This is a genomic window from Xenorhabdus ehlersii, assembly GCF_003610465.1.
Classification (GTDB): Bacteria; Pseudomonadota; Gammaproteobacteria; order Enterobacterales; family Enterobacteriaceae; genus Xenorhabdus; species Xenorhabdus ehlersii.
The window spans coordinates 228458-243063 of record NZ_RAQI01000006.1; the positions used below are offsets into that span (position 1 = coordinate 228458).

The 14606-nt window shown below is 44.4% G+C and carries 11 protein-coding genes; 7 read left to right on the forward strand and 4 right to left on the reverse strand.

The window, feature by feature from the left end; translation table 11 throughout:
• Nucleotides 1-2 precede the first annotated feature (2 nt).
• A complete protein-coding gene (pta, locus tag BDE27_RS17385; RefSeq protein ID WP_099132000.1) occupies nt 3-2147 on the reverse strand; it encodes a phosphate acetyltransferase in 2145 nt (714 codons plus the stop codon).
• 107 nt (nt 2148-2254) lie between these two features.
• The gene (gene ackA / locus BDE27_RS17390) at nt 2255-3457 is read right to left on the reverse strand and encodes an acetate kinase (RefSeq protein WP_099131999.1); all 1203 of its coding nucleotides are present in this window, start codon (nt 3455-3457) and stop codon (nt 2255-2257) included.
• Between the two features lie 263 nt (nt 3458-3720).
• Between ackA and yfbV the strand changes: the two genes are divergently transcribed.
• The 3 genes from yfbV to BDE27_RS17405 all read left to right on the forward strand — a co-directional run bounded on the left by yfbV (nt 3721) and on the right by BDE27_RS17405 (nt 6934).
• Nucleotides 3721-4176 carry a terminus macrodomain insulation protein YfbV gene (yfbV, locus tag BDE27_RS17395; protein WP_099131998.1) on the forward strand — a complete coding sequence of 152 codons (456 nt, stop codon included), beginning with the start codon at nt 3721-3723 and terminating at the stop codon, nt 4174-4176.
• 77 nt (nt 4177-4253) lie between these two features.
• On the forward strand, nt 4254-4913 hold the full coding sequence (locus tag BDE27_RS17400) for a sugar phosphatase (RefSeq protein ID WP_099131997.1): 660 nt from the start codon (nt 4254-4256) through the stop codon (nt 4911-4913).
• A 191-nt stretch (nt 4914-5104) separates the two neighbouring features.
• On the forward strand, nt 5105-6934 hold the full coding sequence (locus BDE27_RS17405; RefSeq protein ID WP_099132148.1) for an SLC13 family permease: 1830 nt from the start codon (nt 5105-5107) through the stop codon (nt 6932-6934).
• 117 nt (nt 6935-7051) lie between these two features.
• Here BDE27_RS17405 and yfbR read toward each other — a convergent pair whose 3' ends face one another.
• Together yfbR and BDE27_RS17415 are read right to left on the reverse strand one after the other, a co-directional pair.
• Complete coding sequence (yfbR, locus tag BDE27_RS17410) at nt 7052-7633, reverse strand: 5'-deoxynucleotidase (RefSeq protein ID WP_099131996.1); 582 nt, start codon at nt 7631-7633, stop codon at nt 7052-7054.
• 229 nt (nt 7634-7862) lie between these two features.
• Entirely contained in the window at nt 7863-9077 is a 1215-nt protein-coding gene (locus BDE27_RS17415; RefSeq protein ID WP_099131995.1) for a pyridoxal phosphate-dependent aminotransferase, read from the reverse strand.
• A 798-nt stretch (nt 9078-9875) separates the two neighbouring features.
• Here BDE27_RS17415 and hexA point away from each other — a divergent pair.
• From hexA to nuoC, 4 genes are all read left to right on the forward strand, one after another.
• Complete coding sequence (gene hexA / locus BDE27_RS17420; RefSeq protein WP_099131994.1) at nt 9876-10868, forward strand: transcriptional regulator HexA; 993 nt, start codon at nt 9876-9878, stop codon at nt 10866-10868.
• A 709-nt stretch (nt 10869-11577) separates the two neighbouring features.
• A complete protein-coding gene (locus BDE27_RS17425; RefSeq protein WP_074018583.1) occupies nt 11578-12042 on the forward strand; it encodes an NADH-quinone oxidoreductase subunit A in 465 nt (154 codons plus the stop codon).
• A gap of 15 nt (nt 12043-12057) precedes the next feature.
• Nucleotides 12058-12732 carry a NuoB/complex I 20 kDa subunit family protein gene (locus tag BDE27_RS17430; RefSeq protein ID WP_047769419.1) on the forward strand — a complete coding sequence of 225 codons (675 nt, stop codon included), beginning with the start codon at nt 12058-12060 and terminating at the stop codon, nt 12730-12732.
• A 74-nt stretch (nt 12733-12806) separates the two neighbouring features.
• Nucleotides 12807-14606, forward strand: a complete 1800-nt coding sequence (gene nuoC, locus BDE27_RS17435; protein WP_208638607.1) for an NADH-quinone oxidoreductase subunit C/D — start codon at nt 12807-12809, stop codon at nt 14604-14606.

Consider the following 14606-nt stretch of genomic DNA (forward strand, 5'->3'; position numbering starts at 1 on the left):
AATTATGCGTTTTCTTGCTGAGTTGCCTGAATTGCAGTCAGTGCAACGGTATAAACGATATCATCAACCAGCGCGCCACGGGACAGATCGTTAACTGGTTTGCGCATACCTTGCAGCATTGGCCCGATGGAAACCAGATCCGCTGAACGTTGTACTGCTTTGTAAGTGGTATTACCCGTGTTCAGATCTGGGAAGATGAACACGGTTGCCTGACCTGCAACTGGTGAGTTTGGTGCCTTGGATTTCGCTACATCTGCCATGATAGCTGCGTCGTACTGCAATGGGCCATCGATGATCAGATCTGGGCGTTTTTCCTGTGCCAAACGGGTTGCTTCACGCACTTTTTCAACATCGCTGCCTGCACCAGAATTACCGGTGGAGTAAGAGATCATCGCAACACGAGGCTCAATACCAAATGCTTTGGCAGAATCCGCAGATTGGATCGCGATTTCGGACAGTTGTTCTGCGGTTGGATCTGGGTTGATGGCACAGTCACCGTAAACCAGCACTTGCTCTGGCAGCAACATAAAGAAGACAGAAGAAACCAGAGAGCTATTTGGTGCTGTCTTAATTAACTGCAATGGTGGGCGGATCGTGTTCGCTGTGGTGTGTACTGCACCGGAAACCAGACCGTCAACTTCGCCTTGTTCCAGCATCATAGTGCCCAGAACCACGTTGTCTTCCAGTTGTTCGCGGGCAACAACTTCGGTCATGCCTTTGTTTTTGCGCAGTTCAACCAGGCGTGGCACATAACGTTCACGTGCTGATGCTGGGTTGATGATTTCAATACCTGCACCCAGTTCAACGCCTTGAGCCGCAGCTACACGACGGATCTCTTCTGGATCGCCCAGCAGGATACATTCTGCAATGCCACGTTCAGCACAAATAGCCGCTGCTTTGACGGTACGTGGTTCGTCGCCTTCTGGTAGAACGATACGCTTGCCAGCCTGACGAGCCAGTTCGGTCAACTGATAGCGGAATGCCGGTGGTGACAGGAGATTTGGACGCTCTGATGCGGCTGCCAGAGAATCGATCCACTCGCTGCTGATATGTTGTGCAACGTAGTTTTGTACTTTTTCGATGCGCTCGTGGTCATCGGCTGGAACTTCCAGACTGAAACTTTGCAGGTTCAGGGAAGTCTGCCATGTATTGGTTTTCACAGTGAAAACAGGCAGGCCAGTATTGAATGCACGTTCGCACAGCTCACGGATAGAATCATCAATTGAGTAACCACCAGTCAGCAATACGGCACCAATTTCAATACCGTTCATGGCTGCCAGACATGCAGTGATCAGGACGTCAGGACGGTCAGCAGAAGTCACCAGCAGAGAACCCGGACGGAAGTATTCCAGCATGTTAGGGATGCTGCGAGCACAGAAAGTCACAGACTTAATGCGACGGCTTTCGATAGCCCCTTCATTGATAATGTCCGCTTTCAGGTGCTTAGCCATATCAATCGCACGGGTAGCGATCAGGTCAAAACTCCACGGGATGCAACCGAGAATTGGCAGTGGGCTGTTTTTAAAGATAGTTTTTGGATCGACGTTGGTAATCGTCGCTTTAGTTGATTCGTCAAAGATCTCGGATAAATCTGGGCGAGTACGGCCTTGGTCATCAACCGGTGCATTCAGTTTATTGACGATAACACCGATAATATTTTGGTTCTTGCTGCCACCGTATTCAGCACGGCTCAGTTCAATTCGTTCTTTCAGTTGCTCTGGGGTGTTAGTACCCAGGGCAGTCACGAACACGATTTCAGCGTTCAGTGTTTTGGCGATTTCATAGTTCAGGGATTGGGCAAACGGATGCTTGCGAGTCGGAACCAAACCTTCGAGCAGAACCACTTCCGCATCTTTGGCGTTTTCGTGGTAACGCGCCACGATCTCTTCCATTAACACGTCTTTTTTGTTAGTGGTCAGCAGTGATTCCACATATGCCATATCCAGAGGTTCAGCAGCATGAATGCTGGCATGTGAACGGATAATCGAAGTAGTTTGATCCTGGGAACCAGTGTGACGTGGTTGTGCGATAGGTTTGAAAACGCTCAGACGAACGCCTTTTTGCTCCATGGAGCGGATAACACCCAGGCTGACACTGGTTAAACCAACGCTAGTGTCAGTAGGGATTAACATAATTGTACGGGACACGGAAACCTCTTTAACGGTTGCTCGTCAGTCAATAAATGTGACTCAGTGCGATATATTCGAGAAAACCGCCGGCAATAGCAATGCTGGCGGCTCTAAAATCATGCTGATTACGCAGTCAGACGTGCTGAATCCTGAGCAATAACCAATTCTTCATTGGTTGGGATAACCAGAGCAGGACGGCTGTTATCTGTAGTGATAACGCCTGATTTGCCGAAGCGAGCGGCAAGGTTACGCTCGTGATCATATTCGAAGCCGAGCAGAGCGACTTTCTTCATGGTCAGTTCACGAACCAGCGCAGAGTTTTCTCCGATGCCACCAGTGAAGATAATTGCGTCCAGACGGCCTTCCATCAGCGCGCTGTATGCGCCGATGTATTTAGCCAGACGGTGACAGTAAACATCCATAGCACGTTTAGCATCAGCTTTGGTTTCGTAGTTGTCTTCTACGTAACGGCAATCGCTGGTGACTTCGGTCAGACCTAAGAAACCAGACTCTTTGGTCAGCAGGGTGTTGATCTGAGCAATGCTCATGCCCATTGCATCGTGCAGATGGAATACGATAGCGGGATCGATATCACCACTGCGGGTTCCCATGACCAGACCTTCCAGTGGGGTCAGGCCCATAGAAGTATCAACACACTGACCGTTGACAATGGCAGAAACAGAACCACCGTTGCCCAGGTGGCAAGTGATGACATTCAGTTCTTCAACGGATTTGTTCAGCATTTTGGCTGCTTCACGGGAAACATAGAAATGGCTGGTACCATGTGCACCGTAACGACGGATGCCATGCTCTTTGTACAGGTTGTAAGGCAGTGCGTACAGGTATGCTTCTTCAGGCATAGTCTGGTGGAACGCGGTGTCAAATACGGCAATGTTTTTCTCAAGTAGATGAGGGAAGGCTTTTTTCGCTTCAGCAATACCGATCAGGTGAGCTGGGTTGTGCAGTGGTGCGAATGGAATAGCCGCTTCAATGCCTGCGATAACTTCATCGGTGATAACCACGGAAGAAGTGAACTTCTCACCACCATGAACAATGCGGTGACCGATGGCTGAGATTTGTGCAGAAAGTTCTGGTTTTTCAGCCAGGAGAGTATTAACAATGAAGTTCAGTGCTTCGCTGTGTGCTGCGCCGGCACCTAAAGCAGCTTCGTTTTTCGCGCCATCCATTTTCCATTTAATACGGGCTTCAGGCAGGCCAAAGCACTCTGCTAAACCAGAAAGATATTCTTCACCATTGGCAGGATCGATGATAGCGAATTTCAGGGAGGAGCTACCGCAATTAAGAACCAGTACCAGCTTACTTGACATGGAAATACCTATTATCTTGTTGTGATCTAATCTTAAATAAGAACAATGTTAAAAATAAAATAATTTGTTAACAAACCGAACCCAATTGTTGCGAAAAAGGGCAAAATTCCTGTTTTGCTACTGCAACAACATAAAAGTCTGTGTAGGATACCGTTTGCTAGCAATAAAGACAAAATATACTTAATAGTATTAATACTACAAAAAAGATTTTATCTTTTGTAGGGATTTTTTAAAAACTATACCTTTAATTGATTGAGGTCATGATGAACACGACACCGCCTGTTAGCCAGGGTTGGTTCAAGCGTATGCAATTAGGACAGCAATATTTGAAAACCTGGCCACTGGAAAAGCAACTTGCGCCTGTTTTTCCTGAAAATCGTGTGATTAAGGCAACTCGCTTTGGTATTCGGTTTATGCCGCCGTTGGCAATTTTTACTTTGACATGGCAACTCGCTCTGGGTGGTCAATTGGGGCCATCGGTGGCAACAGCACTGTTTGCCTGTAGTTTGCCGTTGCAGGGATTATGGTGGTTGGGAAAACGGGCGGCGACACCATTGCCGGAAAAATTATTGCATTGGTTTTATGAAATTCGGGAAAAATTTGCCCAGGCAGGCATTGCCATGGCACCAGTGGAAAGTGCCCCGACCTACTTTTCACTGGCTGAATTGCTTAAACGGGCTTTTAAGCAATTAGACAACTCTTTTCTTGATGATATTTAATCCCCAGGAGTCATGTGGGGTAAGTATCTTATTACCATATGATGATTAACAAATAGTGACGTTTGAAGGAGTCGGGTTTGGTTCTGAAATGTAGAGGCTTTTTATTCGATTTGGATGGTACTCTGGTTGATTCATTGCCTGCGGTTGAGCGAGCATGGATTCAGTTTGCCGATAAAATGGGTATCGAGAGAGATGAAGTGCTGAATTATGTTCATGGCACGCCGGCGATCTTATCACTCCGGCATTTTATGCCAGATGCGAGTGAAGAGGAGATCGCCGGCACTTTCAAATGGATTGAAAAAATTGAAACAGAAGATACGGAAGGGATTACCGCTTTGCCTGGTGCTATAGCCCTGATTGATAAGTTGAACGCGTTGGATATTCCGTGGGCCATTGTGACATCGGGAACGGTTCCGCTTGCTTCTGCGCGTCATAAAGTGGCGGAGTTACCGGAACCTGCCCATTGGGTGACGGCAGAATCTGTCACAAATGGAAAACCAAACCCTGAGCCTTATTTGTTGGGAGCTAAAAAGCTGGGATTATTGCCAGAAGAGTGTGTGGTATTTGAAGATGCTGCTGCGGGAATAAATGCCGGACTGGATGCGGGTTGTCAGGTTGTTGTCGTCCACGATTCACCGGATATTCCACGCCGCGATGAAATCCATTTGACGGTTAATAACCTGGAAGATATTGAGATTGTCAAATCTGGCAGTTACGTATCGATCTATACCGATTGAGACCCCCTAAATCAGGAGGTTCCTTGATCAGAACGAGGGATTTTCTCTGAGAAACATGGTCTACTTACTTTGTTAACGTTTGTACCTGTAGTCTTTTGATATGTAGTCTTTTGATATATAGCCAATCTGCTAATTGGCAGATTGGTCGTGCGGATAGTCATATTTGCAAGGTATCGTTGATAGAGGCCAAATTGAGTAGCGAACTATTGTGGGTATTAACCCTGCTATTGATAGCCATTGTGCTTTTCACCACCAATAAAGTCAGAATGGATGTTGTGGCTTTATTACTGATCATCACATTTGTCTTGAGTGGCACACTGACGTTAAGTGAAGCCACTGTCGGTTTTAGTGATCCCAATGTATTGTTGATTGCTGCCCTATTTGTCATTGGCGAAGGGTTGGTGAGAACTGGGGTTGCTTATCAGATGGGCGACTGGTTGGTTCGTGTCGCAGGTAACAGTGAAACCAAGATGTTGGTTTGGTTAATGGTATCAGTTGCCGGATTGGGAGCGTTCATGAGTTCTACGGGCGTTGTGGCAATATTTATTCCTGTTGTCCTGAGCGTGGCCGCCAGAATGAAAACCTCTCCGGGGCGATTGATGATGCCATTAGGGTTTGCGGGTTTGATTAGTGGCATGATGACCCTGGTGGCAACGCCACCTAATATGGTCGTCAATAGTGAGTTAGTGCGTGAAGGTTTGCGCGGTTTTGACTTCTTCTCCATTACACCGATCGGCATATTAGTGTTGATGGCTGGCGTGGTTTACATGTTAGTTGCTCGTCGTTGGTTAGGGGGGACAAACTACCAGGCAGCGGACAAGCGTTATCATCGGACATTTCGTGATTTGATACGTGACTATAAATTGTCTGGTCGTGCTCGCCGTCTGACTATCCGTCAAGGTTCACCTTTGGTAGGACACACATTGGATGAATTAGGGCTGCGTGCCCGTTATGGTGCCAATGTCATTGGTATTGAACGTTGGCGTAAATTCCGTCGAGTAATGGTGGCTGCCACTGGGGATATGGAATTGCAAGGGCAGGATGTCTTGCTGGTAGATATGTCGGATAGTGATATTGATTTGCGGGAATTTTGCCGTGAGCAACAGCTAGAACCGATGGTATTGCGTGGGGAATATTTTTCCGAACACTCCCGTAATGTTGGTATGGCTGAGGTTTCAGTGCTCCCTGAATCCGAACTTTTGGGGCAATCATTGCGTGATATGAAATTTCGCACACGTTATGGTCTCAATGTAGTGGGGATCCGGCGCGGGGGAAAAGCGTTAGAAGGGAAGTTAGTGGATGAACCTTTGTTGCTTGGTGATACACTGTTGTTGATTGGCGATTGGAAATTGATCCACGCGTTAAAAACAAAAACCCCTGACTTTATTGTGCTAAATCTGCCTGTTGAGGTGGAAAGTGCGGCTCCTGCGGCTTCTCAGGCACCTCATGCCTTATTTTGCCTTGCACTGATGGTTGCTATGATGCTGACCAATGAAATCCCGAATTTTATTGCTGCGTTAATTGCCTGCCTGCTAATGGGGAAATTCCGCTGTATTGATATGGAAAGTGCTTATCGTTCCATTCACTGGCCGAGCATTATTTTAATTGTTGGCATGATGCCTTTTGCACTGGCATTGCAGAAGACGGGAGGAATCGATCTCATTGTCCAGGGATTGATAGATATCGCAGGTAATATGGGGCCACGGGTGATGTTGGTGTGCCTGTTTGTACTTTGCGCCATGATAGGGTTGTTTATTTCTAATACTGCGACGGCCGTGTTAATGGCTCCGATTGCGATTGCGGCAGCGAATGAGATGGCTGTTTCTCCTTTGCCTTTTGCAATGATTATTGGTGTGGCGGCTTCGGCAGCATTTATGACACCGGTTTCATCTCCCGTTAATACATTGGTGCTGGGGCCAGGGGGATATCGGTTTGCCGATTTCGTGAAACTTGGCGTGCCTTTTACGTTAATTGTAATGGGGATTAGTGTCGCGGTGATCCCAATACTTTTTCCATTCTAATGTTTTTATCGGGCAGCTCCGCATGGCAGGGAGCTGCGTTATGATTATAGTTTAATATTATTGAATATTTCTATAAGTAATGATTATAACTCCAAATGATTAGGGTCGGATAATAATCTATAAGCTAATTTCATCGAGGGAGAGGCTGAAACTTGGTACAAACACATCCATAAAATAATCCATTTCTTCACTGCGACGTTCTGCCAGTGTCTTATCCAATCGTTTTTTGGCTTGATTAAACTCAGTATTACCTGCTGAGAGTTCCTCCAGGCATTTCAAGTAAGCGCATAATGCATCAGCTTGCTTGATAATATGGATTTCTTCTTCACTATGGTGATGCTCATCCAGGATGGTACGAAAATCACCCTGTAATTCAATCGGCAACATATCCAATAATTTTTGTTGGGCTATTTTTTCTATTTTCTTATATTCATGGGCAATTTGGGGATTGTAGTACTTAATTGGCGTTGGCAAATCACCGGTGATGACTTCGCTGGCATCGTGATACATTGCCAACAGGGCGATCCGTTCAGAATTGACATTGCCGTTGAATTTACGGTTTTTGATTATTGCCAAAGCGTGTGCGACAAAAGCAACCTGTAAACTGTGCTCTGAAACATTTTCTGTACGCACATTTCGCATAAGAGGCCAACGGCTAATTAATTTTAGGCGGGATAATTGGGCGAAAAAATGACTCATAGTTTCCTCTTGTAGCCAATTAATTTGTAGCAAAATTGTAGCGGAATAATATGATTAATTGTGAGCGGAGTATCTATAACTTGAAAAACAACGGGAATATTCACTCCTGGAAAATGCATTTATAGAAAAAATAGTGGCAAGTGAAGAAATAACTATTTACTTTGGAGAAGAGCCATCCCATTAATCTATTAATATTTAATGGGATTGGCTTTAATAAGGAAGATTATGCTTATTGGCGATAGTTACCAATAAAACGGGCAAATTTTTCAATTGCCATTTGCAAGTCAGTGACATGTGGCAGGGTGACAATACGGAAATGGTCTGGATCTGGCCAGTTAAATGCGGTGCCCTGAACCAGTAAAACTTTTTCCTGTAGTAAGAGATCTAGTACCATTTTTTGATCATCATAAATATTGAAACGTTTGGTGTCTATTTTCGGGAACATATAGAGAGCACCCATGGGTTTCACACAGGAAATCCCAGGGATCTGGTTAATTAGTTCCCATGCACGGTTGCGTTGTTCATAAAGTCTGCCACCTGGAAAAATAAATTCACTGATGCTTTGATAACCACCTAATGCTGTTTGGATTGCGTGCTGCATTGGCACATTGGCACAAAGGCGCATTGATGCCAGCATTTCTAATCCTTCAATATAATCCTTGGCCTGCTTTTTAGGACCATTCAGTACCATCCAGCCTTGACGGAAACCGGCAACGCGATAGGTTTTGGACAGACCATTAAAAGTAACAGTAAAGAGATCAGGCGCTAATGCTGCGATGGAGTGGTGCTGGGCATCATCGTACAGGATTTTGTCGTAAATCTCGTCAGCAAAAATAATCAGATTATGCTGGCGGGCGATTTCTACTATTTCCAGCAACAACTCTTTGCTATATACCGCGCCGGTTGGGTTATTCGGGTTAATAATAACGATACCACGGGTACGTGGGGTAATTTTACGGCGTATATCGTCTAAGTCAGGAAACCAGCCCTGTTGCTCATCACATAGATAGTGGACGGCATTGCCGCTGGAAAGTGATACTGCCGCAGTCCAAAGAGGGTAGTCAGGCGCAGGAACCAACATTTCGTCCCCGGTATTCAACAGGGCCTGCATGGATTGAACGATAAGTTCAGAAACACCATTACCAATAAAGATATCTTCAACGGTAACATCCAGCATATTTCTGGCTTGATAATGCTGCATGATTGCCTTACGCGCTGAATACAATCCTTTTGAATCAGAGTAACCCTGGGCTGTTGGCAGATTACGGATAACATCGACTAAAATTTCATCAGGTGCTTCAAATCCGAATGGCGCCGGATTGCCAATGTTTAATTTCAGTACCTTATTACCTTCTTCTTCGAGTCGTTTAGCTTCTTTGAGGGTATTTCCTCGAATGTCATAGCAGACATTATCTAATTTACTGGATTTATTAATGGAAAACATAGGGCGCCTTGACCTCTTTGGTAAAATGGATACTACCCGGCATAAAAAGTATGATGATCAATGTACTCTTCTCAGTCTATATTTTGAAGAGGCTTTGATATCTTTGGTTAAAATGGTTGTTTTAAGAATAAATGAATAAGTTTGCTCTCTGAATTATTGTATTTTATTGGTGTTTTATTTCACTTATGTGTGTTAGGTTAGAATTAAATTTTTCATAATGACGGGTTTTTAGTTGGCAAGAGAGACAGGAGATGACATTTTGACGCGGTTTTTGGGTTCATTTGTCGTTTTTTTCAGGAACCCCAAATTGTCAATAAAAGTAAGAAGATTTGTATAATGTATTCTTATAATTTATCTTTATTGACCTAAAGTTAATTTAGGTTTTTATCATAGGATACTTTGACAAATTTTTTGAGTTTTTACCCATAGCATTTTTGGGCCTATTCAATAAAAATGTTAATTTATTAAAAATTCTAATACTATCTGATAATGTTAAGTGTTCCTGATTCAGATTAGGTTATTCTTTGAAGCAAGTCAGAAAAAGGATATTTGTACTGGAAATTCGTGATTATGTGATGTAAATAGGGTTTTATCTCTGACTTATTTTGGGATTGCATAATTTTTGTTAAGAAAGGAGAAAATAAAACCCATGATGATTTAAATAGTAAAAAAATGCAGTAAACCTTTGCCCTATTTAATAGAGTAGAGTAATGTCACAATTGGTATTATTTGATACTGCTGAAGTAAAAACACCAGGTTAGTTAGTAATTAAAATCAAAAAAAAGTGATGAATAAACAATGATAAATGCAAATCGTCAGATAATAAACCTCGATCTCGATCTGCTAAGAACTTTTGTTGCTGTTGCTGACTTAAATACTTTTGCAGCAGCAGCGGCAGCTGTTTCTAGAACGCAGTCAGCTGTGAGTCAGCAAATGCAGCGGTTGGAACATCTCGTGGGGAGAGAGTTGTTTGCTCGTCACGGCCGCAATAAGCTTCTGACCGAACATGGTCTTCAACTTCTTGGTTACGCACGCCAAATTCTGCGTGCCAATGACGATGCAACAGCATCATTAACTTACAATGATGCAGACGGTGAATTGAGAATAGGTGTATCAGATGACGCTGTTGATACACTGCTTCCTTTCTTATTGAACCGTATTGCCTCTGTCTATCCACGTGTGGCTGTTGATGTGCGTATTAAGCGCGCTCAGTTTATCGAAAGCATGTTGGATAACCATGAGATTGATTTGGCAGTAACCACAGCAAAAATCAACCACCATCCTAAAACGCTCTTACGTTCTTCGCCTGTTTTATGGCACTGTGCACCAGATTTCCAATTACAGACGAATGAACCTGTACCGTTGGTAGTGATGGATGAAACCAACCCTTTCCGCCAGATCGCTCAGGAAACGTTGGATATGTCAGGTATTTCATGGCGTATTGCGTATGAAGCTGCTTCCTTGTCCGCTGTTCGCGCGGCTGTGAATGCAGAAGTCGGTATTACCGCTCGCCCTCTGGAAATGCAGAATGCGGACCTGAGAATTTTAGGTGAAATTGAAGGATTACCACGTCTGCCGGAAATCCAATTCTTCTTATATCGTAATAGTAATGAACAGAATGAATCTGTTCTGACTGTTTTTGATGCAATAGAAAATAAGAAAACACCTTATACTGTAACAGCAGTTGAATCTGATGAATCCGACGAAATGGATGAATCTATCGACACGATTGAACCTATCAAATCAACTGAAACAGTTGATGAAAATTCCGTTGAAAATATAGACGAATAAGTATTATGTGTTTTATAGGCTAATATTTCCATTTTATTTATGGAAATATTAGCCTGTTGTTAATTACTTATTAATAATCCTCCCAAGTTTTCATTTCTATTTCTGATATTTCTAATAAGAAATATACCCTACTAATTTTCCTATACCTTTCGAATTTTAGTTAAAAGAATGTTGCTCTGTTAACAAATTTCATTTTCCTAACTTGATAAAATAAAACCATTTTCAGAAATAGCTCGCTTATTACACTTTAATCGTTCTTTCTAGAAACAATTCATTAAGGGTTGAATAAATTACATTCAAGTGTTGAATGTTTTTCAATGAAATTGTGCACTTGATCATAAAAATACTCCGAGCAGTACAGTGGAAAGACAGGTTTTTCCTGCGATAATGGTGTAGTAAAGTCGAGTTATCGGTTAGACTAGTTATGTCAGGAAGATTGTTTTTTGTACGACTGACACGTTTTAGCGGCATATCAGCACAATCCGTTAATTAATGGTTTGTGGTTTGTAAACAAATATGCAAGTGGTTTTGCCGTTATGGCAAATTTTGTTGAGAGGAATAAAAACCAAGATGATTCAAGCTATAAGATGCATTGATTAGCGTTGTTTCAGATTTGGTTATTATCCCTTCCCATGAATCGATGTGGTGCAACACTGCCGGCAAAAAGAGCAGACACCTTGACACCACTTTTGATGAGTAAGCAACGAGTATGTCTACATCCACTGGAATTTTAGCCCATCACTGGGCATTCGCGGTTTTTCTAATAGGTGCTCTTGGTTTGTGCGCATTCATGTTACTGGGTGGGTACTTCATGGGGGGCAGGGCGAAAGCCAGGGCAAAACACATACCTTATGAATCAGGTATCGATTCTGTCGGCAGTGCACGTTTACGTTTGTCGGCGAAGTTTTATCTGGTTGCCATGTTCTTTGTTATCTTCGACATTGAAGTCCTTTACTTGTATGCATGGGCCGTCTCAATCAAAGAGAGCGGTTGGCTAGGCTTTGCCGAAGCAAGCATTTTCATTTTGGTGTTATTGGCAGGTTTGGTTTATCTGGCGCGCATTGGGGCGTTGGATTGGACGCCAGCACGTTCAAAACGTCAGGTCAGTAAACCGAGTGCGGATACTTATATCAACACTACTGGCAATCATACCAACAACAGTCACATGCAGTAATAGCGAGGTATAAAGATGGATTATACGCTCACCCGCATAGATCCGAACGGTGAGAATGACCGTTATCCCCTGCAAAAACAGGAAACTGTCAGCGACCCCTTGGAGCAACATGTTCACCGAAGTGTCTATATGGGGAAATTGGAACATGCTCTGCATAATATGGTGAATTGGGGGAGGAAAAATTCCTTGTGGCCCTATAACTTCGGGCTTTCTTGCTGCTACGTGGAAATGGTGACGTCATTTACCGCTGTTCACGATGTTGCGCGTTTTGGTGCAGAAGTATTGCGAGCATCTCCCCGTCAGGCTGATTTCATGGTGATTTCCGGAACCTGTTTCGTCAAAATGGCGCCCGTCATTCAACGCCTGTACGACCAATTGCTGGAACCGAAATGGGTCATTTCAATGGGAGCCTGTGCAAACTCCGGAGGTATGTACGATATTTACTCCGTAGTTCAAGGGGTTGATAAGTTTATCCCTGTCGATGTTTATATTCCTGGCTGCCCTCCTCGCCCAGAAGCCTATATGCAGGCGCTTCTGCTGTTGCAGGAGTCCATAGGCAAAGAACGACGCCCACTGTCATGGGTGGTTGGCGATCAGGGAGTTTACCGTGCCAATATGCAATCAGAAAGAGAAAGAAAACGCGGTGAACGGATTGCAGTGAAAAATCTGCGTACTCCAGACGAAATTTAAGGCTTTTAGCCATATAGCGTAACCAGAGCAATGTGTTGCGATCACAAAAACCTGATCAAGCGTTGTGGTGAAGAATGATGACAGATCAGATAGCGCAAGAAAGCGCCCGGCCTGCTTGGACAACACGCGATCATCTTGATGATCCTGTTGTCAGCGAGCTTAACCGTCAATTTGGCCCGGATGCCTTTACCATCCAGCCGACCCGTACAGGTATGCCAGTTGTTTGGGTTAAGCGGGAGCAGTTACTGAAAGTAATAACATTTCTGAGAAAATTGCCCAAACCCTATGTCATGCTGTTTGACTTGCATGGTGTTGATGAGCGTCAGCGCTCTCACCGAGAAGGCTTACCGGCGGCGGATTTTTCGGTGTTTTATCACCTCCTTTCCATTGAGCGTAACCGTGACATCATGCTGAAAGTCGCGCTCACTGAACAAGACCTGAATATCCCCACAACTACATCGATTTTCCCAAATGCCAATTGGTATGAGCGTGAAACGTGGGAAATGTTTGGCATTACATTTAACGGCCATCCAAATTTGCGTCGTATCTTGATGCCACCGACATGGGAAGGTCATCCGTTGCGCAAGGAATATTCTGCGCGTGCCACGGAATTTGATCCTTTCGTATTGACTAAGCAGAAAGAAGATCTGGAAATGGAAGCGCTGACTTTCAAACCAGAAGAGTGGGGCATGAAGCGCGGCACCGATAATGAGGACTTCATGTTCCTTAACCTCGGCCCAAACCATCCTTCTGCTCACGGTGCGTTCCGCATTATTTTGCAACTTGATGGTGAAGAAATCGTCGATTGTGTTCCCGATATCGGCTATCACCATCGTGGTGCCGAAAAGATGGGGGAACGTCAGTCATGGCACAGCTATATCCCTTATACCGATCGCATCGAATATTTGGGGGGATGTGTTAACGAAATGCCTTATGTGCTGGCGGTTGAGAAACTAGCAGGCATTGAAGTCCCCGACCGAGTGAAAACAATTCGTGTCATGTTGTCCGAACTATTCCGCATTAATAGCCATCTGCTTTATATCAGTACATTTATCCAAGACGTTGGTGCGATGACGCCTGTCTTCTTTGCTTTTACTGACCGACAGAAAGTTTACGATGTCGTCGAGGCGATTACTGGATTTCGTATGCATCCGGCATGGTTCCGAATCGGTGGTGTTGCTCATGATTTGCCGCGTGGTTGGGACAAACTCTTGCGTGAATTGTTGGACTGGCTGCCGAAACGTTTGAATTCCTATGTCAAGGCAGCGCTGAAAAACAGTGTCCTGAAAGGGCGTTCTGTTGGGGTAGCGGCCTATAATGCTAAACAGGCTTTGGACTGGGGGGTTACTGGTGCGGGGCTGCGTGCCACTGGCATTAGTTTTGACGTACGTAAATGGCGCCCTTATTCCGGTTATGAAAACTTCGATTTTGAAGTACCAACAGGCTACAACGGTGATTGCTATGACCGGGTAATGTTGAAAGTGGAAGAAATCCGTCAGAGTCTGCGCATCCTTGAGCAGTGCCTGAAAAATATGCCGGAAGGACCATTTAAGGCGGATCATCCACTGACTACGCCGCCACCGAGGGAACGGACTTTGCAGCACATCGAAACCATGATTAACCACTTCCTGCAAGTCTCATGGGGGCCGGTCATGCCTGCTAATGAATCATTCCAGATGATCGAAGCGACTAAGGGTATCAACAGTTATTACCTGACCAGTGATGGTAGCACTATGAGCTACCGTACCCGCATCCGTACACCAAGTTTTGCTCACTTACAGCAAATTCCATCGGTGATCCGCGGCAGTCTGGTTTCTGACCTTATCGTCTATCTGGGCAGTATCGATTTTGTTATGTCTGATGTGGATCGCTAA

Coding starts and splice junctions, on each gene's coding strand:
- BDE27_RS17425 (WP_074018583.1), top strand. CDS start 11,578: ATGTCTACATCCACTGGAATTTTAGCCCATCACTGGGCATTCGCGGTT.
- yfbV (WP_099131998.1), top strand. CDS start 3,721: ATGAACACGACACCGCCTGTTAGCCAGGGTTGGTTCAAGCGTATGCAA.
- hexA (WP_099131994.1), top strand. CDS start 9,876: ATGATAAATGCAAATCGTCAGATAATAAACCTCGATCTCGATCTGCTA.
- nuoC (WP_208638607.1), top strand. CDS start 12,807: ATGATGACAGATCAGATAGCGCAAGAAAGCGCCCGGCCTGCTTGGACA.
- yfbR (WP_099131996.1), bottom strand. CDS start 7,633: ATGAGTCATTTTTTCGCCCAATTATCCCGCCTAAAATTAATTAGCCGT.
- ackA (WP_099131999.1), bottom strand. CDS start 3,457: ATGTCAAGTAAGCTGGTACTGGTTCTTAATTGCGGTAGCTCCTCCCTG.
- BDE27_RS17415 (WP_099131995.1), bottom strand. CDS start 9,077: ATGTTTTCCATTAATAAATCCAGTAAATTAGATAATGTCTGCTATGAC.
- BDE27_RS17430 (WP_047769419.1), top strand. CDS start 12,058: ATGGATTATACGCTCACCCGCATAGATCCGAACGGTGAGAATGACCGT.